This is a genomic window from Kitasatospora sp. NPDC096140, assembly GCF_040303045.1.
Lineage (GTDB): Bacteria > Actinomycetota > Actinomycetes > Streptomycetales > Streptomycetaceae > Kitasatospora.
The window spans coordinates 1-22,740 of the sequence record NZ_JBEOUW010000039.1; the positions used below are offsets into that span (position 1 = coordinate 1).

The following is a 22,740-nucleotide window of genomic DNA, read 5'->3' on the forward strand; positions in this document are numbered from 1 at the left end:
AGACACACATGGCGGTGATCTTCGCGGACAGGGCAACGCAAAGATCACCACCAGTGGATCACGCCATGAAGTTGATCAATTACCCAACACTTTCTCAGGCGTGCGCGGTGCCGCCGTCCGCGGCCATCGCGGCGGCGATCCGGCGGGCGCGCTCGGCCGTCACCCCGGCGGGCAGCGGCGGCAGCACGTCCATCCACAGGGGCAGGGTGGAGCCGCGCAGCTGCGGCATCCCCGCGGGCCGCCCGATCAGCCACAGGTGCAGGTGCGCGGCGCCGTCACCCCAGCGGTTCACGTGGACCCGGCCGATGCCGCCGAGCGACAGCACGGCCCGCTCCACCCTCTGCAGCACCGGGCCGAGCCGCGCGGACAGCTCGGCCGGCAGGTCCAGCAGGTCGTGGTGGGCGCGGGGCTGGAGCAGCAGGACGGCGGGCAGCCCGGTCGGCTCGTCGGGGCCGCTGAGGCGCCAGTGCTCGTCGGTCCAGAGGAAGTCGGAGTCCGGGCGGGCGCACTGCTTGCAGCTCTCCGGGCCGTCCTCGCCCTGGCGGGGCGGCTCGGGCAGCTCGGGGGCGCGCAGCCGCCGGACGCTCAGCTCGCCCTCGTACGGGAAGATCTCCCAGGACGGCGCGCCGTCCGCCGGGAAGGGCAGCGGCTCGCCGATCGGGAGGCGGGCGAGGTAGGCGGCGGCCCCGGCCGGGTCGTGGGCCTGCTCGTCGGCGCGCCCGCCGGCCGCGGGATCGGCCGGGGAGCCGTCCGGGGCGCCCGCGGTGGAGTCGGCGGCGGAGTCGGTGATCATGAGCGCCGAGACTGCCACATGACACCCCGTCGGCGGTACCCCCGTCGCGCCCGGTACCCGGGCGGCGCCCCGGCTGCGATCATCGGCGGAGCCGTGTCGCCGCACCGCCCGGGAGGTCCCTGGTGAGCCGTCCGTCCGCAGCCCCCGGGGCCGAGCTGGCCCGCGAACTGGCCGCCGTACTGCGCGGGGAGGTCCGCTTCGGTGCCGCCGAGCGGACCGTGTACGGCCACGACGCCTCGAACTACCGGCAGTTGCCGCTCGGCGTGGTCAAGCCGGCCGACCCGGACGACGTGCGCACGACGCTGGCGCTGTGCCGCGAGCACCGCGTGCCGGTGGTGGCGCGCGGGGCCGGGACCAGCATCGGCGGGCAGGCGATCGGCCCGGGCGCGGTGGTGCTGGACTTCCGTCGCCACCTCGGGGAGGTGCTGGAGATCGACCCCGGGGCCCGCACCGCGCGCGTCCGGCCCGGCACCGTGCTGGACGACCTCCAGCGCGCCGCCCGGCCGTACGGGCTGCGCTTCGGCCCGGACCCGTCCACGCACAGCCGCTGCACCATCGGCGGCATGATCGGCAACGACTCCTGCGGCTCGCACTCGCTGGCCTGGGGGCGCACCGCCGACAACGTGGAGCGGCTGGAGCTGCTGCTCGCCGACGGCACCGAGCTGACCGTCGGCGGGCGGCTCGGCGGCCGGGAGCGCGCGGCACTGCGTGACCTGCCCGGGCGGCCCGGTGAACTCCACCGGCAGCTCCAGGAGTTCACCGACCGCAACCTCGCCACCATCCGGCAGGGGATGCCGCAGCTGCCGCGCCGCACCTCCGGCTACCCGCTGGACGCGCTGCTGCCCGAGCACGGCCACGACCTCGCCCGGGCGCTGACCGGCACCGAGGGCACCTGCGCGCTGCTGCTCGGCGCCACCGTCCGCCTCGTCGAGGACCCGCCCGCCCGCGCCCTGGTGGTGGCCGGCTACCCCGACGAGGGCGCCGCCGCCGACGCGATCCCCGCGCTGCTGCCGTTCGGCCCGCTGACCGCCGAGGGCATGGCGGCCGACCTGATCGCCGCACTGCTCGCGGCCGGCCCGCGCCCGCCCGCGCTGGACCGGCTGCCCGCCGGCGAGTGCTGGCTGTTCCTGGAGACCGGCGGCGCCACCCCGCTGGAGGCCTACCAGGCCGCCCGCCGACTGGCCGACGCGGTGCGCCGGGAGCGCTCGGCCACCGTCGCGCTGGTCACCGACCCCGCGGAGCAGCGCGGGCTGTGGGCCGTACGGGAGGCCGGTGCCGGAATCGTCACCCGGCTGCCCGACGGAGGGGAGGCCTGGCCGGGCTGGGAGGACTCCGCCGTCCCGCCCGAGCGGCTCGGCGACTACCTGCGGGCCCTCCGCGCCCTGCTGCGCCGGCACGGCCTGCGCGGCGTCCCGTACGGGCACTTCGGCGAGGGCTGCGTGCACCTGCGGATCGACTTCCCGCTGGACGAGCCCTACGGGGTGCTGGCCTTCCGGGAGTTCCTGGAGCAGGCGGCGGACCTGGTGGTCTCCTACGGCGGCTCGCTCTCCGGCGAGCACGGCGACGGGCAGGCCCGCGCCGAACTGCTGCCGCGCATGTACCCGCCCGAGATCATCGACCTGTTCGGCGGGTTCAAGCGGATCTGGGACCCGGAGAACCTGCTCAACCCGGGCGCGCTGGTCGACCCCCGCCCGCTCGACGCCGACCTGCGCTTCGTCACCGCGCCGCTCCGCCCGCTGCCGCTGGTCCTGCCGTACGAGCAGGACGGCGGCAGCCTGGCCAGGGCGGTGCACCGCTGCGTGGGCGTCGCCAAGTGCGTGGACCCGACCACCGGGGTGATGTGCCCGAGCTACATGGCCACCGGCGAGGAGCGGCACTCCACCCGGGGGCGGGCGCGGCTGCTCGCCGAGATGCTGCGCGGGCTGGGCGCGCCCCCGGGCCGCCGGACCGACGGGGCGATCCCCGACGGCTGGCGGTCCGAGGAGGTCCGCGAGGCGCTGGACCTCTGCCTGAGCTGCAAGGGCTGCGCGAGCGACTGCCCGGTGCACGTCGACATGGCGACCTACAAGGCCGAGTTCCTGTACCAGCACTACCGGCACCGGCCGCGCCCGCGCTCGCACTACTCGATGGGCTGGCTGCCGCTCTGGCTGCGGGCCGTCGCGCTCGCCCCCGGGGCCGCCAACACGCTGGCCCGCTCACCGTTCGGCGGGCTGCTCAAGCGGCTCGGCGGGATCGACCCGCGCCGGGTGCTGCCGGTGTTCCCGCCGGAGACCTTCACCGCCTGGCACCGGCGGCACCGCGCCGCGCATCCGGCCCCGGCCGGCGCCCGCCCGGTGCTGCTGTGGCCGGACACCTTCTCCGACCACCTGCAGCCGGGCGTGCTGCGCTCGGCCGTCGAGGTGCTGGAGCACCTGGGCTTCGACGTCCGGCTGCCCTCGGGCCCGGTCTGCTGCGGCCTCACCTGGCACTCCACCGGCCAACTCGGCACCGCCCGGAGGGTGTTGCGGCGCAGCCTGCGGACGCTGGCGGCCGACGGGCTCCCGGCCGACACCCCCGTGGTCGGCCTGGACCCGAGCTGCACCGCCACCCTGCGCGAGGACCTGCCCCGCCTGCTCGGCGCGGACGGCCGCCCGCTCGCCGAACGCACCCGCACCTTCGCCGAGTTCATCGACGAGTACGCCCCCGACGCCCCGCTCCCCCGGGTCCCGCTGGAGGCCGTCACCCAGACCCACTGCCACCAGCACGCCGTGCTCGGCAGCGCCGCCGACCGCCGGGTGGAGGCCCGACTCGGCCTGGACAACCGGGTGCTGGACTCCGGCTGCTGCGGCCTGGCGGGCAACTTCGGCTTCGAGCAGGGCCACTTCGAGGTGTCCGAGGCGATCGCCGAACGCGTCCTGCTGCCTGAGCTCCGGGCCGCCGCACCGGGGACGGTGGTCCTGGCCGACGGCTTCAGCTGCCGCACCCAGATCGCCCAACTCGCCGATGGGCGGCAGGCGTTGCACCTGGCGGAGCTGATCGCCACCCATCTGCGGCGCTCAGACTGACACCGTGTGCCCGCTGCGACGCTCAGGCTGACACCGCGTGCCCGGCGAGGAAGGCCCCGGCGTGCGCCGCCGCCTCCTCCCGGGTCGGGTAGCCGGCGGCCGCCTCCCCCACCGCGCCGTCGGCGCCGGTGGCCGTCCAGCGCCAGCCGTCCACCGCCTCGTCCAACTCCGCGGCACCGCCGAATAGTTCGAGCGATCCGGGCCGGGGCACCGGGCGGCCCACCGCGTCCGGCCACTTCTTGCGGGCGCCCTGCCGGGTGATGCCCCAGGCCGCCCCGAGCTGCTCGTAACTGGCGCCGTAGGAACCGGCGGTGGCGGCCGCGAGCGCGGCGAGCCGCTTGACCTCGGCGTCCACCAGCTTCCAGGCGGACAGCACCGAGAGCGAGACCTCGACCGGCTCCGCGGCCCACATCCGCCCCTCGGGCAGGCCGCCGGACGCGCGCGAGCGTACGGCGGCGGCGAGGGGGTCGAGCGCGTCGAGCAGGGCCTTGGCCAGCTCCGCCTGCTGCTCCGGGGTGATCTCCACGGTCGTCATGCCGACAACCCTAGTTGTCAACTCTGCGCTTGACAACCAAAGTTACCGACCGGATCGGTCCGAGCCCCACCGGATCCCGGAACTCCGCTGCTCGGGCGCGAACGGGATCCCGGAGGAGAGCCCGCGACGGCCGACCACCAGGGCCTCCCCCAGGAAGCCGACGCCGATCGACAGCTGCACCGGCCGGCCGTCCGGGGCGAGACCGCCGCGCTCGGCGAGCACGGCGAAGCCGGCCATCACCGCCAGCGAGAGCGCCGCGACCAGAAAGGTCCGGCCGGTGTAGCGCTGCCACAGCACCCCCTCGCGTTCGTAGACCCGGATGGTGGCGCCGCGGGCCGCCCCGAGGGCGACGCCGAGCCCGACACCGGCCGCCACCCAGGCGTAGTCACCCGCGCCGAGGCCGTGCCGCTGCAGCACCACCCAACCGCCGAGGCCGGTGAGCACCACCGGCGGCGCGAAGAGGTCCCGAGCATTGAGCGGTTCACCGCGCAGCCGTCGGACCACCACCACGACGATCACGACGGCGATCAGCACCAGGTGCACCCTGCTGTCCATGTCCCACTCCCCATTTTTATGGCTCGACCGTGCTAAATAAACAATTTAGCTCGACCGTGCTATAACGGCAACATGCCGAAGATCGTCGACCCCGTGGAACGCCGTCAGGCCGTCGCGGACGCCGTCCTGCGCGTCGCCGCCCGGGAGGGCCTGGAGCACGCCTCGCTGCGCAACGTGGCCGACGAGGCGGGGCTGGCGATCGGCTCGGTGCGGCACTACTTCGCCGGCGGCTCCGAACTGATGATCTTCGCGATGCAGGAACTGGGCCGCCGGATCGACGCCCGCGTCCGCGTCCACGCCCGGGCGCTGCTCGACCCGGACGCCGCCCCCGACGACGACCGGCAGGCGCGGACCGCCCGGCTGCTCGCCGAGATCCTCCCGCTGGACGCCGAGCGCAGGGAGGAGTCCGCGCTCTGGCTCTCCTTCGTCACCGCCGCCCGCACCCGGCCCGAACTACGGCCCCGCGCCGCCGAGATGCAGGCCGGACTGGACGCCCTGGTCCGGCGCGTCCTGGTCGAGGCCGGGCGCACCGGCGGCCTCGCCCCGGGCCTGGACCTCGACGTCGAGACCCGCCGGCTCTCCGCACTGCTGGACGGCCTCACCCTGCAGGCCGTCCAGCACCCCGACCTGGTCGGCCCGGACGAGCTGCGCGCGGTGCTCCACCGCCACCTGGACACCCTGGCCGCACCGGCCTTCTGACCACCGCCCCGGCCTCCGGACAATCGCCCGCCCTCCGGACAGCCACCGCAGCCTCCGGACAACCGCACCGATCTCCTGACAGCGCGCCGACACCCCCGCCACAATGGCGCGATGACCCTCACCACCGCCGAGGCGGACAAGCTCCTGGCCGACCACTTCGCCCCCTGGGTGCAGGCCCTCGGCCTGTCCACCGCCGAGACCGGCGAGCGCCACGCCGTCCTGCGCCTCCCCTGGTCCGACCGGCTCGCCCGCGAGGGCGGCGGGATGTCCGGCCAGGCGCTGATGGCCGCCGCCGACACCGCGTGCGTGGTCGCGGTCTCGGCCGCGAACGGCGGCTTCGGCCCGATGACCACCGTCCAGCAGTCCACGAGCTTCCAGCGCGCGGTCGTCGGCCGGGACGTCCTGGTGCACGCCCGGATCACCAAGCTCGGCCGCCGGATCGCCTTCCTCGACATCACCCTCACCGCCGAGGGCACCGACGAACCCGCCGCCCACGCCACCGCCGTCTACGCCCTGGGCTGACCAGCCCGTCCACCGCGGCGTGGAGCGCCCCCACCCCGGCGGGGTGGGGGCCTCAGCAGCCCGCGTGCGTACGGCGGCGTCAGCTCAGCGCGGCCTTCGTCGGCGCCTCCTCCGCGCAGACCGCCGACACGAACTCGGCCACCCGCGCCTGCGGCATGCCGCGCGCGATGTCCGCCTCACTGATCATGCCGACCAGCTTGTGCTCCGGGTGGTTGATCACCGGCAGGCGGCGCACCTGGTACTGCTCCATCACCCGCAGCACCTGCTCGCAGTCCTCGTCGGCCTCCACCGTCATGGGCCGCCCCTGCGCCAGCTCGCCCGCCGTCACCGCAGCCGGGTCACGGCCCTCGGCGACGCAGCGCAGCACGATGTCGCGGTCGGTCACGATGCCCAGCAGCTTGTCGCCCGGGCCGCAGATGGGCAGGGCGCCCACGTTCCGTTCCCGCATGATCCGGGCGGCGGCCGCGAGCGTCTCGTTCTCGCGGATGCACTCCGCGCCCGGGTGCATGATGTCGCTGGCTATGGTCATGGTCCGCCTCCTGACCTGGCTTCCTCCCCCTGTCCATCGTGGTCCGGGCCCAGGGCCGCCGCCACCGGGCCGACGCTCAGTGCTCCGGATCCGCCGGAGCGCCTGTGCCCCGTCCGGGCCGCCCGTCCGGCGAGTTCGGCTCATCCAGCGGCGAGTGCTCCAACAGCTCCTCAAGCGGCGGGATTTCGTGTCGGGGCGGCTCGGCTTCCACTTCCTCCTCGGAGACCTCCCCGCTCTCCACGGCCTCCTCCGCGGCCTTCGCCCCGACGGCCGCGGCGGCCGCTGTCAGCAGGTTCCGCTGCTGGGCCTCGGTCGCGCTCTCCAGGAAGCGCAGCAGCTCCACCGGGAAGGGCAGCACCAGGGTCGAGTTCTTCTCCGCCGCCACCTCCACCACGGTCTGCAGCAGCCGCAGTTGGAGCGCGGACGGGGTCGCGCTCATCACCGCGGCGGCGTCCGACAGCCGCTCCGAGGCCTGGTACTCGCCGTCCGCCGTGATGATCCGCGCGCGCCGCTCCCGCTCGGCCTCGGCCTGGCGGGCGATCGAGCGCTTCATCGACTCCGGCAGCGCGACGTCCTTGATCTCCACCCGGTCGATCTCGACACCCCAGCCCAGTGCCGGGCTGTCGATCATCAACTCCAGCCCCTGGTTGATCGGTTCCCGGTTGGCCAGCAGGTCGTCCAGCTCGCTCTTGCCGATGATCGAGCGCAGCGAGGTCTGCGCGACCTGGGAGATCGCGAAGTTGTAGTCCTGCACGTTGACCGTCGCCTTCACCGGGTCCACCACGCGGAAGTAGACCACCGCGTCCACCCGTACGGTCACGTTGTCCCGGGTGATGCCCTCCTGCGCCGGGATCGGCATCGTCACGATCTGCACGTTCACCCGGCGCAGCCGGTCCGCGACCGGCATCAGCGCCACCAGCCCGGGTTCACGCACCTCGTCGCGCACCTTCCCGAAGCGGAACACCACGCCCTTCTGGAACTGCTGGACCACCCTGATGCTCATGGCCGCCCAGATCGTTCCCAGGGCCGCCAGCCCTCCGAGAGCCCCCAGCACCGCATCGACGATCATCGCGGCCTCCTCGCGGCCTGCGCCCACCGGCGCCTCCGACCACCGCCCGCCCGGACAGGCGGCGGCGCCGGAGCAACTGCTTCCACGCTACGTCTGCCCGGCCACAACCGGATCGAACCCGACCGGACCAGGACGCAACCGGGCAAACCGCAAGGCACCGGGGCGGGCGCTGCCCACCTAGGATCGAGGCCATGCCGATCACGGCCCCGCCGCCGTCCCCCGCCGACGACCCCGGCCACCCGCGCCACCCCGCCGAAGCCGCCGCCCGCGCCGACGGACTCACCGCGCTGGACCGCGTGGTCACCGGCTGCCGGGCCTGCCCCCGCCTGGTCGAGTGGCGCGAGGAGACCGCCCGCACCAAGCGCCGCGCCTACCGGGACTGGGACTACTGGGCCCGCCCCGTCCCCGGCTTCGGCCCGCCCGACGCCCCGCTCGTCCTGGTCGGGCTCGCCCCCGCCGCCCACGGCGCCAACCGCACCGGCCGGATCTTCACCGGCGACCCCTCCGGCGACCTGCTCTACGCGACCCTGCACGACCTCGGGCTCGCCAACCGCCCGCACTCCGTCCGGCACGGCGACGGCCTGGAGCTGTACGGCGTGCGGATCACCGACCCGGTCCGCTGCGCCCCGCCCGACAACAAGCCGAGCACCGCCGAACGCGACACCTGCCGCCCCTGGATCACCCGCGAACTGCAGCTGATGCGCCCGACCGTACGGACCGTGGTCGCCCTCGGCGGCTTCGCCTGGCAGGCCCTGCTCCCGGTGGTCGCGGACGCCGGCTGGCAGGTCCCCCGCCCGCAGCCGGTCTTCGGCCACGCCGCGCTGGTCGACCTCCCCGCCCGTGACGGCGGCCCGCCGCTGCGCCTGCGGGGCTGCTACCACGTGAGCCCGCGCAACACGAACACCGGCCGTCTGACCACCACGATGCTCCGCGACCTGCTGCGCGACGCGGCCCGCTCGGCGGGGCTCGACCCGCGGTAGGGCCCGCCTTCAACCCCCCGACGCCGCGGGAGCGCTACCCGAACCGCGTCAGCTTCCGCTTGCCCGCCCGCTGCCACACGCCCGGCAGCCGCTCGCGGGCCGCGGACTCGGCGGCCAGCTGCCGGCCGTACAGGGCGCCGTAGCCGAAGGGCTCGGCGGCGGCCACCGGCTGGGCCGCGAGGGTGGCCGCGGCGACCACCGCGTCCTGGTGCTCGCCCAGGACCTCCTGGACGGCCTTCATCCGTGCCATGAAGCGCTCGGCCCGCGCGCCGGCCGCCGGAGCGGCGGTCTCCCCGGCGTAGCGGGCGCGCTTGGCGGCCTTGCGGGCCTCGTGGAGGGCGTGGTCGCGTTCGTCGGCCGCCGCGGCCAGGGCCGTCCGGACGCGGCCGGCGGTGCGTTCCTGTTCGCGGGCGGCGATGCGGGACAGCTCGGGCAGGGCCGGGCGGGCGGCGCGGCGGCGCAGCGGCGGGTCGGCGAGCAGGGTGGCGAGGGCGTCGCCGAGGGCGCGGCGGCGGGGGCTGTCGAGGGCGGCGACCACCTCGGGCCGCACCCGCCGGTACTCACGCTCGCCCCACTGCTCCAGTGCGGCGGCGACCCGCTCCGGGCCGCACGCGGCCGGCAGCTCGCGGGCCTGGGCCGCCAGCCGCTCGGCCAGCACCTCAAGGTCGCGCGCGCCGCCGAGCGCGGCGCCGAGCCAGCGCAGTTCCGTGACCAGCTGGTCCGTCGCGCCGGGGGTGAACAGCCGGCGGAAGGTCCGCAGGGCGCTGCGCAGCCGCCGGCAGGCGACCCGCATCCGGTGCACCGCGTCCGGTTCGTCGGCCCGGACGGCGTCGTCCAGTCCGGCCAGTACGGCCGCCTGGGCCTCGACGCGGGCCAGCAGCACCTGCCCCACCGTGGTCTCGGGTTTCGCCATGCGCCTTCATCCCCTCGTCGGGGTCCGTCCCCTCGTCGGGGTCGCCGGGAACGATTCCAGGCTAGTCCGGCCGCGGCCGCTGTCGACCCCGCGTCCCGTTGAGGGCGTGTCAGGCGAAAGCGCAAGGGTCCATGCGCCCTCGTCCCGGGTGTGAGCCTCATGGCATACTCCGGAGCGTGACGACCTCGACCCATGCGACCAGGGCCCTGCGGGCCGCGGTGTTCACCGCGCTCGCCGTGCCGATGGCCGCGTTGGGCCAGGTGGTCATCACGGGCCGTCCGCTGCCGCTGTCGCTGGTGGCCTCCGCGTGCGCCGTCGTCTTCCTGGTCGCGGCCGCGCTGGCCGGCGGGGAGCGGCGGATGCTGCACATCTCCGCCGTGATGGTGCCGGTCGAGCTGCTGCTCAACACCACGTTCAACCTGGGCCAGACCGCTTGTGGGCCGGTGCTCTCCGGCCAGTCCCCCGCCCGCGGGGTGAACCTGCTGGTCTGCGGCGGCGGTTCGATGGACGGGTCGCTGCTCTCGGGCCCGCTGGGCCACGCCGGGCAGTTGGCGCCGGTCATGACCCAACTGCTGCTCCTGCTGGTGCACCTGGTGATCGCGCTGGCGGCCGCCGCCTGGCTGCGGCTGGGCGACTCGGCCCTGTCGGGCCTGGCCCGGGCGCTGCGCGCGCTGCGCCAGTCGGTGGCCCGGCCGCTGCGCGCCCTGCTCGTCCTGCTGGTCCCGGCCCCGGCTCGCCCGGTGCTGCGGGTGCCGCTGCCGGTGTCGGACCACGCGCGGCCGCGCCGCGAGGACGTGGTGCTCAGCCCGGCGCCCCGGCGCGGCCCGCCGGCCTTCGCGCCTGCCTGCTGATCGCTTCCGTACCGGGCACTCCCCGGACACCGATCACCTTTCCGTGGCCCCGTCAGGACGACGGACGCGGTACGCCCGCAGGCAGTGCGCACGACTCCCGCGTTTCCCCGACCCCGCCGCACCCGGTGCGGTTCCCCGCGCGCACCCGCGCGCCGCGTACAGGAGTTGACTTCCCATGGCTCAGGCCCCCAGCAAGCAGCAGGCCAACCGCACCAGTGTCCGTGAGCGGATCCAGGAGGCGCAGCGCCGCGAGCAGCAGGCCGCCAAGCGCCGTCAGCGGATCGTCGTGACCGTTTCCGCGGTCGCCGTGCTCGCCCTCGCGGGCGGCGCCGCGGTCGCGATCGGCTCGGCCTCGAAGAAGGACGACAAGGCCGCCGCGGCCGCCACCGCCGCCCCGCTGGTCGTCCCGGCGAACGCCGGGGGACCGGACGGCACGGTGATCACCTACGGCAAGGCCGACGCGCCGCACACCATGGAGGTCTACGAGGACTTCCGCTGCCCGGTCTGCAAGCACTTCGAGGCGGCGAACGGCGAGACCGTCAAGAAGCTGACGGAGGACGGCCAGATCAAGGTGGAGTTCCACCTGGCGGCCTTCCTGGACAAGAACCTCGGCGGCAAGGGCTCGCGCACCGCGCTGGCCGCCGCCGGCGCCGCGCTGAACGAGGGCGTGGACAAGTTCAAGCAGTTCCACGACGTGCTGTACGCCAACCAGCCGGACGAGCGCCAGGACGGCTTCGGCGACGTGAACCACCTCCTGGACCTGGCGGGCCAGGTGCCCGGGCTGAAGACCGACGCCTTCGTGAAGGCCGTCACCGACCGGACCTACGCGCCGTGGGCGGCGAAGGTGGCCGACGCGTTCAACGACAGCGGGGTGACCGGCACGCCGACCGTCAAGGTGGACGGCAAGCCGGTGACCCTGTTCGCGGGCAACGCCGTCGTCCCGCCGGAGCAGTTCACCGCCCAGGTCAAGCAGGCCGCCGGCCTGCAGTAGGCCGGCCCGCTCCCCCGCACGGCACCACCGGCCCGGCCGATGTCCCGGCCGGGCCGGCTCCTCCCAGCCAGCCACCGGAGTGTGCTGCCATGTCCTCCGCCACCACCGTGCACCCGTCCCGTCCCGCTCCCGACGCCGCCGGCCGGGCCCCGATCGGGGCGGGCCGGGCCTACGCGGTCCTGCTGTTCCTCGGCGGGCTGATCGGTCTGGCGGCCTCGGCCGTCCTGACCTTCGACAAGCTCCGCATCCTGGAGAACCCCTCCTACGTCCCCAGCTGCAACATCAATCCGGTGATCAGCTGCGGCTCGGTGATGCGCACCGAGCAGGCGGAGGTGTTCGGCTTCCCGAACCCGCTGCTCGGCCTGGCCGCCTTCGGTGCCCTGGCCGCGATCGGGGCGGGCTTGCTCGCCGGTGCCGCGTACCGGCGCTGGTTCTGGCTGGGCCTGCACGCGGGCACCGCGCTGGGCGTGGTGTTCGTGCACTGGCTGGTCGACCAGGCGCTGTACGACATCGGCGCGCTGTGCCCGTACTGCATGGTGGTGTGGGCGACGGTGGTGGTGCTGTTCTGGTACACCACGCTGCACAACGTGCGCACCGGGGTGATACCGGTGGGCCCGCGGCTGCAGGCGGTCGTGCGGGAGGCGGCCCGCTACCACTGGGCGCTGCCGGTGCTGTGGGCCGCGGTGATCGCGCTGCTGGTGCTCAACCGGTTCTGGTACTACTGGAGCACGCTCCTCTGACCGTTCGTCACGCGGTTCGCACTCGATCACCCGAACGAGTGTCGTCGGCCCTCAGCCGAACACCAGCCGCCGGTAGGCGTTGCGCAGGTCGGTCAGCGGCTGGGTGACCCGGTCGTAGTGCACCTTGTTGGTGAGCAGCAGCGCCCAGCGGCCGAGCCGCCGGGAGACCCAGAAGCCGGTCCCGGTGAAGCCGTAGTGGACGAAGGTGGCGTCGGCGGGCTCGGTACCGGGGGCGTACAGCCAGGACAGGCCCCGGGCGGGCCGCAGTCCGCCGGTCTGCTCGCGCAGCGACTCCTCGATCCACGCCCCGCCCCAGGCGAGTCCGGGCGGCGGGGCGAGCACCGCGGTGAGGAAGCGGGCGAGGTCGCGGGCGGTGGAGAAGGCGCCGGCGTTGCCGGAGACGCCGCCGAGCAGCCGGGCGGACGGGTCGTGGACGACGCCGCGCAGGTGGGTGCCGGTCCGCTCGTCGTACTCGGTGGGCGCCGCACGCTCGGCGAGCGCGGCGTCGAGCGGCCCGTACCGGGTGTCGGCCATGCCGAGCGGCTGCCAGGCCCGGCGCGCGGCGAGGGCGTCCAGCGGTTCGCCGGCGAGGTCCTCGACCAGGTGGGTGAGCAGCACGGCCGCGCGGTCGGTGTACTCGACGGCGGTGCCGGGCGCGCGGTGCAGCGCCGCCGCGACCACCCCGGCCCGGATCGCCGCGCGGTCGCGCCCGTAGAGCTGCTCGAAGCGGGTGTACGGGAGCATCCCGGCGGTGTGGGCGAGGAGGTGCCGGGCCGTCACCGCGCCCGCGGGCCGGCCGGCGGCCGGCGGCCACCAGCGGCCGAGCGGCTCGTCCAGCGGCAGCAGCCCGGACTGCCACAGCGCCCCGGCGCAGGGCCAGAGCGCGACGATCTTGGTGAGGCTGGCGAGGTCGTACAGCGTGTCCGGCCCGGGTGCGAGCCGCGCGTACGGGCCCTGCCCGAGCGGGCCGTCGCTGCCGCCGCCGAGCGTGCCCCCGGCGTCGCCGACGGCCCAGACGGCGCCCGCCCCGACGCTGCGCACGCCCGCCCGGACCAGCCGGTCCAGCTCCCCGCCGGGCGCGGCCAGGGCGGGGAGCCGGTCGGCTCCGGGTGCTCGGTGGCTCGTCCCTCGCTGGCTCATCCCGTCCCCCAGGGGCTGTCGTCAGGGCGACGGGAGCCTACCCGGCGGGGCGGCCGCTCAGACCGCCGCGACGAGCTCCTTGCCGAGGCAGACCGCCAGCGGGTGGTCCTTGTAGTACCCGAACTTGGTGATCGCGACGTAGCCCTCGGACCCGTAGAGCGCGATGGCCTCGGGCTGCTGGGTGCCGGTCTCCAGGATGAACCTGGTGCGGCCGGCCTCGACCGCGGTCCGCTCCAGGTGGCGCAGCACCGCCCGGGCCAGGCCGCGGCCGCGGGCGTCCGGGACCACGAACATCCGCTTCAGCTCGGCGTCGCCGTCGAGCAGCCGGTCCGGCCCGCCGGCCTCCTTGGCCCGCCAGCCGCCGCAGGCGACCGGGCGGCCGTCCAGGTAGGCGATCAGGAACAGTCCGGCCGGCGCGTCGAAGTCCTCGGCGTTCATCTCGGTGAAGTCGGGGTCGCCGTAGCGGCGGACGTACTCCTGCTGGACCTCGGCCGACAGGGCCTGGGCGTCGGGGTGCGCGTAGCCGGTGATGCGGAAGTCGACGGTTCCGGTGTCCTCGGTGGCGATGGTGTCCATGGTTGAAAAGCCTACGATCCCCGCTCAGCGGGCCTCGAACCGGGCGACCAGGTCCTCCTTGCCGAACATCCGGGCGGTGTCGAGGGCGCTCGGGGTGCCGGCGTGCGGGTCGGCGCCGCCGGCCAGCAGGGCGGCGAGCACGTCCTCGGCGCCCTTGAAGACGGCGCCGGCCAGCGGGGTCTGGCCGCGGTCGTTGGCGAGGTTCGGGTCGGCGCCGTGCCGGAGCAGGGCCTCGACGGTGGCGGCGTGGCCGTGGTACGCGGCGAGCATGACGAGGGTGTCGCTGCGGTCGTTGGTGAGGTCGGCCGGGGCGCCGGCGCCCAGGTAGGCGGCCAGGGTGTCGGTTTCCCCCGCGCGGGCGGCGTCGAAGAGCTTCCCGGCCAGCGCGATCACCTCGGCGTCGGGGGCGTCGGCGGGCTGCTGGCTGGCGGCGTCGGTCATGGCGGGCGGCCTTTCCGGTCGGGTCGTCGGGCGGTCACGCGGCTGCGCCCAGGGCACGGTAGCGGCCGGCGCCGGAGCGGACCAGCCGGTGTCCGTGATCCGGATGACGGCCCGGGCCGGCGCGGACGCGCGTCCGAGCGGGTGGCACAGCCATTCGAGCGAACTTTCCGGACCCTCCGGAAACTTCCCGACCGCCCCCCGGGAATGCCTGGGCGCACCGAATCCCCGGGGCTTCCCCGCGGCGACCGGCCCCACCCCGGCCGGTTCGCACACCGCCGTCCGGCTTCCGGAACGGCATTGAACGGCAGAACCACCCGTTTGCCCCGTTCCATCATCTATTACTTTTTGTCACGATTAATGCACTTTCCGTAACACCCACCCCCGCTTGTCCCCCCTCCCGAGGAGCGGAACGTGATCCTCTCGATTTCCGGCATCGTCCTGTTCGGCACCATCGCCTTTCTCTTCTTCCGCAGGGACGGGCTAAAGGTCTCCCACGCCATCGTCTGCGCCCTGCTCGGCTTCTACATCGCCGGCTCGTCGATCGCCCCCAGCATCACCGCGGGCGGCGCCAGCCTCGCGAGCCTGCTCAGCGGCATCAGGTTCTAGCCGCCACCACCCCGTAACGGCCCGGGCGCGGATCCCACCGCCCCGGGCCCCGTCGTACCCCACCTCCGCACCCCACCCGTTCGTCCCACCCGCCCGGGGAGTCAAGGAATGTTGCCGCTGCACCGCCACCTCAGCAAGGGCCGCGAGATCGCCCGGACCGCCGGGGACCACGCCTCCGACATGTTCGCCCCGCTCTCCGTCATCGGCCGCGGCATGCGCCACCACGCCGCCTGGGCCAAGGGGCGCTGGCAGACCACCCCCAAGGAGCGCCGCGGCCCGACGCTGTTCCTGACCGCCGCGATGCTGGTCGGCATCTACCTGCTGCCGCACGGCCTGCTGTTCGCCCTGGTCGGCCTGATGGCCAGCGCCGCCTGGGCCGGCCGGGCGCCCAAGGCGCCGTCCGCCCCGGCCGCGCCGGACGTCGCCGACGTCAAGCTCGGCGCCCTCTACGCCGCCCTCACCCCGTACCTGTGCGGCCCCGACGACGCCAACCCGATGTACCACTTCGAGGGCAGCTACAAGGACGTCTTCAGCTCCTGGGAGTTCGACGGCGAGGGCCGGCTCTCCCGGCTCGAACTCGGCTACCCCGCGTACTTCACCGACACCGAGCCGGCCGCCCGGGCCCGGATCGAGCAGGTCGTCCAGGGCAAGGCCGGCCGGGCCCGGGAGTACCGCTTCGACTGGGACGAGGAGTCCAACCGGCTGCGGATCACCGCGCTCGCCCCGCTGCCCACCGACGTCGTCGCCCAGCGGTTCGTGGCCGCCCCCGGCGAGATCGTGCTGGGCTTCACCGACGAGGACGGCACCGCCCGGACGATCCCCGTCACCCAGGGCGGCACGACCGTCCAGCAGCCGCCGGTGGTCTGGCGCACCGGCCCGCGCTCCTCCGAGCCGCACCTGCTGGCGCTCGGCGTCGCCGGCTACGGCACCTCCAGCCTGCTCCGCTCGATCGCGCTGCAGGCCCTCCCGTACGCCGACCTGGTGGTCGTCGACGGCGCGGGCACCGGCGAGCACGCCTGCCTGGTGAACCGGCCCGGCGTGCACACCGTGGAGACCAGCCTGCACGGCGCCCTGGCCGCCCTGGAGTGGGCGGCCCAGGAGACCGAACGCCGGCTCACCGCGCTCAACGCCGCCCGGCGCGCCGGCTCCACCCCGCCCGAGGACGCCACCCGGCCGCTGTGGCTGCTGCTGGACCACCCGACCGAGCTGAGCGAGCTCGCCCAGGCCGAGGGCCGCCCCGACCCGCAGGACCTGCTGGAGCTCCCGCTGCGGCACGGCCGGGCCGCCCGGGTCACCGTCGTGATCGCCGAGGACGTCGAGGCCCGGGACCGGATCACCCCGACCGTCCGCTCCACCACCCGGGCCCGCGTGGTGCTCGGCCCGGCCGGGCCGGACGAGGCCCGGGCCGCGCTCGGCGCGCCGCTGGACATCGTGCCCGCCGCGCACGCCCCGGTCGGCCGCGGCTACGCCCGGATCGGCAACGGCGCCCCGGCCCGGCTGCAGGTGCCGGCGACCGTCGACCCGCTGGACGACGAGGCCCCGGCCTCGTTGCGGGACGCCGTGATCGCCCTGCTGCCGCACCGCGACACCCGCACCGAGGCGGCCGCCGGCGTGCCGCCCCGCCCGGAGCGCCCGCCGCTGGGCGCACCGGTCGACCCGGCCCCGCAGACCCGGCCGGTCGACCTCGCCAAGGGCGAGCCGATGATCCGATCGCGCCCGATCTCCTGACCCCTCGCAGCGCCGGGACGGGGCCGACGGACGCTGTCGGAACCCGTCCCGGTACGCTCGACACAGAAAGTCCCCACGATCACCAGATGTGAAATAGGTGACACCTGGGGTGATATCAGCGGCCAGATGTGACAAATCGGGCGCAGGTGGGTACAAACAGGGGCGGCACGACAGACGACGCATGTCCCGGGACGGGAATCTTCGTCGGAAGCCGAGCGTTGACCGAACGACGAAGAACAGCGACCACTAGTCCTGTGGGCCATAAGCCCGGGAGGCACGATTCATGAGCGAGCGAGCTCTCCGCGGCACGCGACTCGGGGCCACTAGCTACGAGACCGACCGTGGTATCGATCTGGCTCCCCGCCAGACCGTCGAGTACGCATGTCAGAACGGACACCGATTCGAGGTTCCTTTCTCGGTCGAGGCGGAGATCCCCCCGACCTGGGAATGTCGCTTCTGTGGCCAGGAGGCGGCACTTCTCGACGGTGACGAGCCGGAGGAGAAGAAGACCAAGCCGACGCGCACCCATTGGGACATGCTGATGGAGCGCCGGACGCGCGAGGAGCTGGAGGAGGTGCTGGCCGAGCGGCTGGCCGTGCTCCGCTCCGGAGGGATGAACCTCGCGGTGCACCCGCGGGACACCCGTAAGAGCGCCTGACCTCGCTCCCGCCCCGTGCGGGAGGACGCGAAAAGGGGCCCTGGTTTCCAGGGTCCCTTTCGCGCTGTCCGGGGCCGGTCGGGTCACGTCCTCCGGGGTCCCGGAGAGGCATGCGGCTCGGCCCGGGGCCTGCGGGCCCCGGGCCGGTGGTCGGGCGGTCAGCCCGCGATCGGCGGGCGGTAGGTGGTGTCCGGGCCCTGCGGGCCGCGCGGGCCCGCCTCGGGCTCGACGACCTCGCCCTGGATCACCTTGCCGTCCGGACGGTGGATGCGCAGCTGCTCCTGCAGCCGCATCGCGTCCGCGAACGGGTCGGCGCCGACGGCGCCGGCGCTGCGCAGCGCCTTGTCGGCGAGCCGGCGCCCGGCCGCCCGCCACAGTGCCCGGGTCGGCGGGAACAGCAGGGTCAGGGCCAGCAGGTCCGACAGGAACCCGGGGACGATCAGCAGGACGCCCGCCAGCACCGTCATGCTGGTGCCGGTCTGCGGCTGCTGGGACTGCGGGTTCTTGCTCTGCTCGACCGCCGCCGAGAACGCCTTCAGCCCGGCCCGCTTGATCAGCGAGCCACCGATCAGGGCGCCCGCGACGAGCAGCAGCAGGACGGTGAACCCGCCCAGCCACGAGCCGACCTGGACCAGCAGCCAGATCTCCAGCACCAGCCAGACGGTGATCAGCAGCGGCAGCACCCGGCGGAGCCTGCCGCGCGGGGCCGGACGGGTGGGGGTAGCTTGCTGCGTCACGGTACGAATCCACTCCAAGCGGTGCTCTGCGCGCCGCACGGGAGATCCGGGCCGGCTACGGCACCACCTGGTCCAACGAATCCTGCCCGGCCGGTGTTCCGCCGGTGGCCTTCCGACGGCGTCCGACCAGCACCGCGGCACCGCAGGCCAGCAGGCCGCCGATGGCCAGCGTCCACTCCGGGGCGGCGCCGACCCGGTCGGCCACCGTGGTGCCGTCGCGCAGCGGGACGGTCGCCGACAGCTCGGCGGGCGTCAGCTCCTGGGTGCGCTGCTCGACGGTGCCGTCCGGGGAGATCACCGCGCTGATGCCGCTGGTGGCGGCGATCAGCACCGCCCGGCCGTGCTCGACGGCCCGCAGCCGGCTCATCGCGAGCTGCTGCTCGGGCTGGCCGGTCTTGGCGTACGTCGCGTTGTTGGTCTGGACCACCAGGACGCGGGCGCCGCTGTCCACGGTGTCGCGGACGATCTCGTCGTAGGCCACCTCGAAGCAGATGACGTCGCCGATCCGGGCCGGGCCGAGCTGCATCACGCCGTTGTGGTCGCCGGGGTAGAAGTCCCGGGCGACCCGCTGGAGGCGGGTGATCACCTTCATCAGCTGGGCGCGGAAGGGCACGTACTCGCCGAACGGCACGGGGTGCTGCTTGGTGTAGGAGGCACCGGGGCCGCTCCGCGGGTCCCAGACGATGCCCTCGTTCTGGACGTGCTGCGCGTCCGGGCCGTCCACCAGGGTGCCGACCAGGGTGGGCACGCCGATCGCCTTGACGGCCTCGTCGATGCGCTCGTAGGCCAGCGGGTCGCTGAACGGGTCGAGGTCGGAGGAGTTCTCCGGCCAGATCACGACGTCGGGGCGCTGCACCTTGCCGGCGGCGATGTCGGCGGCCAGGCGCTCGGTGGCCGAGGCGTGGTTGTTGAGCACCATCATCGGGCGGCCGAGGAAGTCCATGCCCGGGTTGGGCACGTTGCCCTGGACGATGGCGACCTTCACCGTGTCGGCCGCGGCGGTGGGCACCGGGACGACGTAGCCGGCGAGCAGCGCGGCGACCGCGCCGAGCGCCGCCAGCGCTGCCGCCCTCGGGGCCCTGCGCGGGCCCCGCAGGCGCAGCGCGGCCCAGGCGAGCAGGGCACCGGAGAGGGCGACCGCGAAGGTCACCAGCGGCGCGCCCCCGAGCGCGGCGAGCGGGGTGTACGGGGTGGCGGTGTTGGCGAAGGCGAGCCGGCCCCAGGGGAAGCCGCCGAGCGGCAGCCGGTCACGGGCCCACTCCTGGGTGATCCACAGGCAGGCCGCCCAGAGCGGCCAGCCGGGCAGCCGGGAGGTGACGGCAAGGGCGCCGCCGAGGAGGGCCAGGAACAGCGCCTCGACGACGGACAGGCCGACCGTGGCGTCCCAGCCGACCACCCGCAGCCAGCTGAGCAGCATCAGGAAGAACGGCAGGCCGAAGGCGAAGCCCGTCCACAGGCCCTGGCGGAAGGTGCGGCCCCGGGTGAGCAGCGACAGCGCGGCGACGCCGAGCAGGGACAGCGGCCAGAGGTCGTACGGCGGGAAGGCGAGGGCGAGCAGCAGGCCGGCCAGCGCCGCCAGGCCGGTCCGGGGCAGCCCGGCACGGACCTTGGCGAGCGCACGGGCACCGCGGCCCGGTCGGGGCGCCGGCTCCTCGGACGCGGGCGCGGTCCCGGACCGCTCCTGGGTGACGGGAATGGCCACCGGCGCACCATCTTCCTGGGGGCTTGCTGTTCGGACGCTGTGCGAAGAAGGTACCCCGGAACGTCGGTGCGACGTGAGGTGAGGGTGGTAGGGGCCCGGGGCTTCCCGGTGGTCAGCGCTCGGCGTAGCGGATCGGGCCCAGCGGCCAGTGCTCGGCGAGCCAGTCGGAGACGGCGCGGTGGAGCGGGGCGTCCAGCTCGGCGCGGTCGGCCCGGACCCAGGAGCTGACGGCGACCACCGACGGGTCCTCGCGGTCCGGGTAGATGTAGACGCAGCCGATCACCTCGCCGCCCGCCGGCTCCAGGACGGTGTAGGTGAAGCCGGTGCGGGCGGCGAAGTCGGCGGCGTGGCGGCGCAGGTCGGCCAGGTTCTCCTCCGGCGGCATCCCGTCCACGGGCGGCCAGTTGCGGCCGACGAAGCCGGGGGTGGCGCGGATGTGCCCGATGCTGCCGGTCCAGGCGGCGTGGTCGGAGGCGTTGTGCTGCTCGCCCAGGGGCTCCAGGCGGAACTCCGGGGCGAGCAGCTCGTGGGGGACGGCGAAGTCGGCGGGTACCAGCGGGTCGGTCGTCATGGTGGTCAACCTACGGGCCGGTGCGCCGCGTCCTCACCCGGTTAAGCGCCGCATCCGGTCGGGCGCCGGCGCCCGGTTCGGCGCCGGTGCCCGTCCGGCGCGGACGCCCGGGTTCAGCGCTGGTGGACGGTGCGGCCGCGGACCACCGTGCGCAGGCACGTCGGCAGCGGGTGGCCCGGGGTGAGGTCGGGCAGGCCGGGGGTGCCGGAGCGCGGGTCGGTGGACCAGCCGGCCACCCGGGAGTCGGGGGCCTGGACGACCAGGTCCCCGGCCGCCCAGATCGCGTAGCTGGCGACGGCCCCGGGCACCAGGACGCCGTCCTGGTCGCGGCCGATCGCACGCCAGCCGCCGCGGGTGTGGGCGGTGAAGGCGGCGCGCACCGAGATCCGGTGCTCCGGGGTCCGGTGGAAGGCCGCCGCCCGTACGGTGCCCCAGGGGTCGAGCGGGGTGACCGGGGCGTCCGAGCCGAAGGCCAGCGGGACGCCGGCCCGCAGCAGGGCGGCGAAGGGGTTGAGCGCGGCGGCCCGCTCGGCGCCCAGGCGCTGGACGTACATGCCCTCCGGGCCGCCCCAGGCGGCGTCGAAGGCGGGCTGCACGGAGGCGGTGAGGCCGAGTTCGCCGAAGGCCTTGATGGACTCGTCGTCCAGCGCCTCGGCGTGCTCGACGCGGTGGCGCAGGGCCCTGACCCGGTCGGCGCCGACCCGCTCGCCGGCCGCCCGGACGCCCTCGATGACCGCTGCCACGGCGGCGTCGCCGATCGCGTGGAAGCCGGCCTGCAGCCCGGCCTCGGTGCAGGCGGCGACGTGGTCGGCCACCTGACCGGCGGTCAGGTAGGCGGTGCCGGTGTGCTCGGCGTCGGCGTACGGGCTGTGCAGGCAGGCGGTGCGCGAGCCGAGCGCGCCGTCCACGAAGAGGTCGCCGCCGGCGCCCACCGCGCCGAGCCGGCGGGCCGTCTCGACCCCGCCCGACTCGCCCCAGTAGCCGAAGACCTCGGGCCCCTCGCCCTCGGCGGCCAGGGCCAGGAGGGCGGCCAGGTCCTGTTCGGATGAGATCTCCGGGCCGGCGCACTCGTGCAGGGCGCCGATGCCGAGTTCGGCGGCGCGGGCCAGGGTGGCGTGCTGGGCACGGCGGCGCTGCTCGGGGGTGAGGCGGGCGAGCGCGGTCTGCCGGACGGCGTGGTGCGCGTCCTTGGTCAGCGGGCCCTCGGGGGCGTACCCGGGCCGCTCGGCGAGGCCCTCGGTGAGGGTGCGCAGCGCACTGGTGGCGAGCGCGGAGTGCACGTCGGTGCGGGAGAGGTAGAGCGCGGCGCCCCGGGCGGCGGCGTCGAGTTCGGCGAGCGTCGGCGGGCGGCCCTCGGGCCAGCCGGTCTCGTCCCAGCCGTGGCCGATCAGGACCCCGCCGGACTCGGCCCGGGCGTCGACGAAGGCGCTGACGGCCTCCAGGGTGGCGGCCAACGAGGGGCTGCCGGTGAGGTCGAGGCCGGTGAGCGCCAGTCCGGTGGCGGTGGCGTGCACGTGGGCGTCGACGAAGGCGGGGGTGACCAGGGCACCGGCCAGCTCGACGATCTCGTCGGCGGTCGCGGCGTACGCCTCGGCGGCGCCGTCGCTGCCGACCCAGGCGATGTGCTCGCCCTCGACGAGCATCGCGGTGGCGAACGGGTCGGCGGGGCTGTAGACGGCGCCGCCGCGCAGCAGGACGGTTCGGGGGCCCCTCCTGCCCGAGGTCGGGCCAGGAGGGAGGGTGCGTTCGGTCATGCGGCCAAGTCTGCACCTCGCCCGTTCGGGCTCAGAGCTTCGGGGGTCGTGCCTCGTACGGCGTGGAGAGCACGACGGTGGTGCGGGTGGAGACCCCGGCGGCGCTGCGGATGCGGGCGAGCAGGTCCTCCAGGTCGCCGGGGGCGCCGACGCGCACCTTGAGGATGTAGTTCTCGTCGCCGGCGACGCTGTGGCAGGCCTCGATCTCGGGCAGGCCGGCGAGGCGTTCGGGGGTGTCGTCCGGGGCGCTGGGGTCGAAGGGCTTGACCGAGATGAACGCGGTCAGCGCCAGGTCGACGGCGTCGGGGTCGACGATCGCGGTGTAGCCGCGGATCACCCCGCGCTGTTCGAGGCGGCGCACGCGCTGGTGCACCGCCGAGGTGGACAGGCCGGTGGCCTTGCCCAGGTCCGTGTAGCTCATCCGGCCGTCCTCAAGGAGCAGCTGGACGATGCGTTGGTCTAGATCCTCCACAGTCGGCAAACCTACCCGGTCGGGTGCACGGGGGGCGCACGCGGTGGCACGGAGGGAGATCGCAGGTACTGCGCGGGCACGTGCCGGGTGCATGTGGCAGCCGGTGTGGCCAAGGACACACCCGGTGCATCGCG

24 protein-coding genes are annotated in these 22,740 nt (G+C 75.0%); 10 read left to right on the plus strand and 14 right to left on the minus strand.

The window, feature by feature from the left end; genetic code table 11:
• Positions 1–94: 94 nt before the first annotated feature.
• A complete protein-coding gene (locus ABT048_RS31520) occupies positions 95–793 on the minus strand; it encodes an HIT family protein (protein ID WP_350524968.1) in 699 nt (232 codons plus the stop codon).
• A 122-nt stretch (positions 794–915) separates the two neighbouring features.
• On the opposite strand from ABT048_RS31520, the gene ABT048_RS31525 reads away from it, so the two are divergent.
• Positions 916–3,837 (plus strand): FAD-binding and (Fe-S)-binding domain-containing protein, encoded by a 2,922-nt coding sequence (locus ABT048_RS31525; RefSeq protein WP_350524969.1) that lies wholly within the window; start codon positions 916–918, stop codon positions 3,835–3,837.
• 22 nt (positions 3,838–3,859) lie between these two features.
• On the opposite strand, the gene ABT048_RS31530 is transcribed toward ABT048_RS31525, so the two are convergent.
• A complete protein-coding gene (locus tag ABT048_RS31530; protein ID WP_350524970.1) occupies positions 3,860–4,372 on the minus strand; it encodes a hypothetical protein in 513 nt (170 codons plus the stop codon).
• A 42-nt stretch (positions 4,373–4,414) separates the two neighbouring features.
• Positions 4,415–4,927 carry a DUF1453 domain-containing protein gene (locus tag ABT048_RS31535; RefSeq protein ID WP_350524971.1) on the minus strand — a complete coding sequence of 171 codons (513 nt, stop codon included), beginning with the start codon at positions 4,925–4,927 and terminating at the stop codon, positions 4,415–4,417.
• A 72-nt stretch (positions 4,928–4,999) separates the two neighbouring features.
• Here ABT048_RS31535 and ABT048_RS31540 point away from each other — a divergent pair, with 72 nt between their 5' ends.
• Together ABT048_RS31540 and ABT048_RS31545 are read left to right on the plus strand one after the other, a co-directional pair.
• Entirely contained in the window at positions 5,000–5,626 is a 627-nt protein-coding gene (locus ABT048_RS31540; protein WP_350524972.1) for a TetR/AcrR family transcriptional regulator, read from the plus strand.
• A 111-nt stretch (positions 5,627–5,737) separates the two neighbouring features.
• The gene (locus ABT048_RS31545) at positions 5,738–6,148 is read left to right on the plus strand and encodes a PaaI family thioesterase (RefSeq protein WP_350524973.1); all 411 of its coding nucleotides are present in this window, start codon (positions 5,738–5,740) and stop codon (positions 6,146–6,148) included.
• A 79-nt stretch (positions 6,149–6,227) separates the two neighbouring features.
• On the opposite strand, the gene ABT048_RS31550 is transcribed toward ABT048_RS31545, so the two are convergent.
• Entirely contained in the window at positions 6,228–6,677 is a 450-nt protein-coding gene (locus ABT048_RS31550; RefSeq protein WP_350524974.1) for a CBS domain-containing protein, read from the minus strand.
• Positions 6,678–6,753: 76 nt separating this feature from the next.
• Entirely contained in the window at positions 6,754–7,746 is a 993-nt protein-coding gene (locus tag ABT048_RS31555) for a slipin family protein (protein WP_350524975.1), read from the minus strand.
• Between the two features lie 191 nt (positions 7,747–7,937).
• Between ABT048_RS31555 and ABT048_RS31560 the strand changes: the two genes are divergently transcribed.
• A complete protein-coding gene (locus tag ABT048_RS31560) occupies positions 7,938–8,726 on the plus strand; it encodes a uracil-DNA glycosylase (protein WP_350524976.1) in 789 nt (262 codons plus the stop codon).
• Between the two features lie 34 nt (positions 8,727–8,760).
• Here the strand turns inward: ABT048_RS31560 and ABT048_RS31565 are convergent, their stop codons facing one another.
• Positions 8,761–9,639 (minus strand): CHAD domain-containing protein, encoded by an 879-nt coding sequence (locus ABT048_RS31565; RefSeq protein ID WP_350524977.1) that lies wholly within the window; start codon positions 9,637–9,639, stop codon positions 8,761–8,763.
• A gap of 176 nt (positions 9,640–9,815) precedes the next feature.
• On the opposite strand from ABT048_RS31565, the gene ABT048_RS31570 reads away from it, so the two are divergent.
• The 3 genes from ABT048_RS31570 to ABT048_RS31580 all read left to right on the plus strand — a co-directional run bounded on the left by ABT048_RS31570 (position 9,816) and on the right by ABT048_RS31580 (position 12,221).
• A complete protein-coding gene (locus tag ABT048_RS31570; protein ID WP_350524978.1) occupies positions 9,816–10,490 on the plus strand; it encodes a hypothetical protein in 675 nt (224 codons plus the stop codon).
• A gap of 175 nt (positions 10,491–10,665) precedes the next feature.
• A complete protein-coding gene (locus ABT048_RS31575) occupies positions 10,666–11,481 on the plus strand; it encodes a DsbA family protein (protein ID WP_350524979.1) in 816 nt (271 codons plus the stop codon).
• Between the two features lie 89 nt (positions 11,482–11,570).
• Positions 11,571–12,221 carry a vitamin K epoxide reductase family protein gene (locus ABT048_RS31580; protein ID WP_350524980.1) on the plus strand — a complete coding sequence of 217 codons (651 nt, stop codon included), beginning with the start codon at positions 11,571–11,573 and terminating at the stop codon, positions 12,219–12,221.
• Between the two features lie 51 nt (positions 12,222–12,272).
• Here ABT048_RS31580 and ABT048_RS31585 read toward each other — a convergent pair whose 3' ends face one another.
• From ABT048_RS31585 to ABT048_RS31595, 3 genes are read right to left on the minus strand one after another with little or no spacing between them, the layout of a single operon-like run.
• Positions 12,273–13,361 carry a serine hydrolase domain-containing protein gene (locus tag ABT048_RS31585; protein ID WP_350524981.1) on the minus strand — a complete coding sequence of 363 codons (1,089 nt, stop codon included), beginning with the start codon at positions 13,359–13,361 and terminating at the stop codon, positions 12,273–12,275.
• A 57-nt stretch (positions 13,362–13,418) separates the two neighbouring features.
• A complete protein-coding gene (locus tag ABT048_RS31590; RefSeq protein WP_350524982.1) occupies positions 13,419–13,937 on the minus strand; it encodes a GNAT family N-acetyltransferase in 519 nt (172 codons plus the stop codon).
• Positions 13,938–13,961: 24 nt separating this feature from the next.
• Positions 13,962–14,378 carry an ankyrin repeat domain-containing protein gene (locus ABT048_RS31595; RefSeq protein ID WP_350524983.1) on the minus strand — a complete coding sequence of 139 codons (417 nt, stop codon included), beginning with the start codon at positions 14,376–14,378 and terminating at the stop codon, positions 13,962–13,964.
• A gap of 411 nt (positions 14,379–14,789) precedes the next feature.
• Between ABT048_RS31595 and ABT048_RS31600 the strand changes: the two genes are divergently transcribed.
• The 3 genes from ABT048_RS31600 (at position 14,790) to ABT048_RS31610 (ending at position 17,370) form a co-directional block, all read left to right on the plus strand.
• The gene (locus ABT048_RS31600) at positions 14,790–14,984 is read left to right on the plus strand and encodes a hypothetical protein (protein WP_188300502.1); all 195 of its coding nucleotides are present in this window, start codon (positions 14,790–14,792) and stop codon (positions 14,982–14,984) included.
• A 108-nt stretch (positions 14,985–15,092) separates the two neighbouring features.
• On the plus strand, positions 15,093–16,712 hold the full coding sequence (locus tag ABT048_RS31605; RefSeq protein ID WP_350524984.1) for a hypothetical protein: 1,620 nt from the start codon (positions 15,093–15,095) through the stop codon (positions 16,710–16,712).
• A 283-nt stretch (positions 16,713–16,995) separates the two neighbouring features.
• On the plus strand, positions 16,996–17,370 hold the full coding sequence (locus ABT048_RS31610) for an RNA polymerase-binding protein RbpA (RefSeq protein ID WP_196949106.1): 375 nt from the start codon (positions 16,996–16,998) through the stop codon (positions 17,368–17,370).
• Between the two features lie 158 nt (positions 17,371–17,528).
• On the opposite strand, the gene fxsA is transcribed toward ABT048_RS31610, so the two are convergent.
• The 5 genes from fxsA to ABT048_RS31635 all read right to left on the minus strand — a co-directional run bounded on the left by fxsA (position 17,529) and on the right by ABT048_RS31635 (position 22,606).
• Complete coding sequence (gene fxsA / locus ABT048_RS31615) at positions 17,529–18,107, minus strand: FxsA family membrane protein (RefSeq protein ID WP_350524985.1); 579 nt, start codon at positions 18,105–18,107, stop codon at positions 17,529–17,531.
• A gap of 55 nt (positions 18,108–18,162) precedes the next feature.
• Positions 18,163–19,809 carry an apolipoprotein N-acyltransferase gene (lnt, locus tag ABT048_RS31620; RefSeq protein WP_350524986.1) on the minus strand — a complete coding sequence of 549 codons (1,647 nt, stop codon included), beginning with the start codon at positions 19,807–19,809 and terminating at the stop codon, positions 18,163–18,165.
• A 112-nt stretch (positions 19,810–19,921) separates the two neighbouring features.
• Positions 19,922–20,380 carry a GNAT family N-acetyltransferase gene (locus ABT048_RS31625; protein ID WP_350524987.1) on the minus strand — a complete coding sequence of 153 codons (459 nt, stop codon included), beginning with the start codon at positions 20,378–20,380 and terminating at the stop codon, positions 19,922–19,924.
• 113 nt (positions 20,381–20,493) lie between these two features.
• Entirely contained in the window at positions 20,494–22,134 is a 1,641-nt protein-coding gene (locus tag ABT048_RS31630) for an amidohydrolase (protein WP_350524988.1), read from the minus strand.
• 31 nt (positions 22,135–22,165) lie between these two features.
• Complete coding sequence (locus tag ABT048_RS31635; RefSeq protein WP_350524989.1) at positions 22,166–22,606, minus strand: Lrp/AsnC family transcriptional regulator; 441 nt, start codon at positions 22,604–22,606, stop codon at positions 22,166–22,168.
• Positions 22,607–22,740 lie beyond the last annotated feature (134 nt).

What these genes read in the sequence shown, in the direction of transcription:
- ABT048_RS31520 (WP_350524968.1), bottom strand. Translation starts at nt 793, where the DNA reads ATGATCACCGACTCCGCCGCCGACTCCACCGCGGGCGCCCCGGACGGC.
- ABT048_RS31530 (WP_350524970.1), bottom strand. Translation starts at nt 4,372, where the DNA reads ATGACGACCGTGGAGATCACCCCGGAGCAGCAGGCGGAGCTGGCCAAG.
- ABT048_RS31535 (WP_350524971.1), bottom strand. Translation starts at nt 4,927, where the DNA reads ATGGACAGCAGGGTGCACCTGGTGCTGATCGCCGTCGTGATCGTCGTG.
- ABT048_RS31540 (WP_350524972.1), top strand. Translation starts at nt 5,000, where the DNA reads ATGCCGAAGATCGTCGACCCCGTGGAACGCCGTCAGGCCGTCGCGGAC.
- ABT048_RS31545 (WP_350524973.1), top strand. Translation starts at nt 5,738, where the DNA reads ATGACCCTCACCACCGCCGAGGCGGACAAGCTCCTGGCCGACCACTTC.
- ABT048_RS31550 (WP_350524974.1), bottom strand. Translation starts at nt 6,677, where the DNA reads ATGACCATAGCCAGCGACATCATGCACCCGGGCGCGGAGTGCATCCGC.
- ABT048_RS31555 (WP_350524975.1), bottom strand. Translation starts at nt 7,746, where the DNA reads ATGATCGTCGATGCGGTGCTGGGGGCTCTCGGAGGGCTGGCGGCCCTG.
- ABT048_RS31560 (WP_350524976.1), top strand. Translation starts at nt 7,938, where the DNA reads ATGCCGATCACGGCCCCGCCGCCGTCCCCCGCCGACGACCCCGGCCAC.
- ABT048_RS31565 (WP_350524977.1), bottom strand. Translation starts at nt 9,639, where the DNA reads ATGGCGAAACCCGAGACCACGGTGGGGCAGGTGCTGCTGGCCCGCGTC.
- ABT048_RS31575 (WP_350524979.1), top strand. Translation starts at nt 10,666, where the DNA reads ATGGCTCAGGCCCCCAGCAAGCAGCAGGCCAACCGCACCAGTGTCCGT.
- ABT048_RS31580 (WP_350524980.1), top strand. Translation starts at nt 11,571, where the DNA reads ATGTCCTCCGCCACCACCGTGCACCCGTCCCGTCCCGCTCCCGACGCC.
- ABT048_RS31585 (WP_350524981.1), bottom strand. Translation starts at nt 13,361, where the DNA reads ATGAGCCAGCGAGGGACGAGCCACCGAGCACCCGGAGCCGACCGGCTC.
- ABT048_RS31590 (WP_350524982.1), bottom strand. Translation starts at nt 13,937, where the DNA reads ATGGACACCATCGCCACCGAGGACACCGGAACCGTCGACTTCCGCATC.
- ABT048_RS31595 (WP_350524983.1), bottom strand. Translation starts at nt 14,378, where the DNA reads ATGACCGACGCCGCCAGCCAGCAGCCCGCCGACGCCCCCGACGCCGAG.
- ABT048_RS31605 (WP_350524984.1), top strand. Translation starts at nt 15,093, where the DNA reads ATGTTGCCGCTGCACCGCCACCTCAGCAAGGGCCGCGAGATCGCCCGG.
- ABT048_RS31610 (WP_196949106.1), top strand. Translation starts at nt 16,996, where the DNA reads ATGAGCGAGCGAGCTCTCCGCGGCACGCGACTCGGGGCCACTAGCTAC.
- ABT048_RS31625 (WP_350524987.1), bottom strand. Translation starts at nt 20,380, where the DNA reads ATGACGACCGACCCGCTGGTACCCGCCGACTTCGCCGTCCCCCACGAG.
- ABT048_RS31630 (WP_350524988.1), bottom strand. Translation starts at nt 22,134, where the DNA reads ATGACCGAACGCACCCTCCCTCCTGGCCCGACCTCGGGCAGGAGGGGC.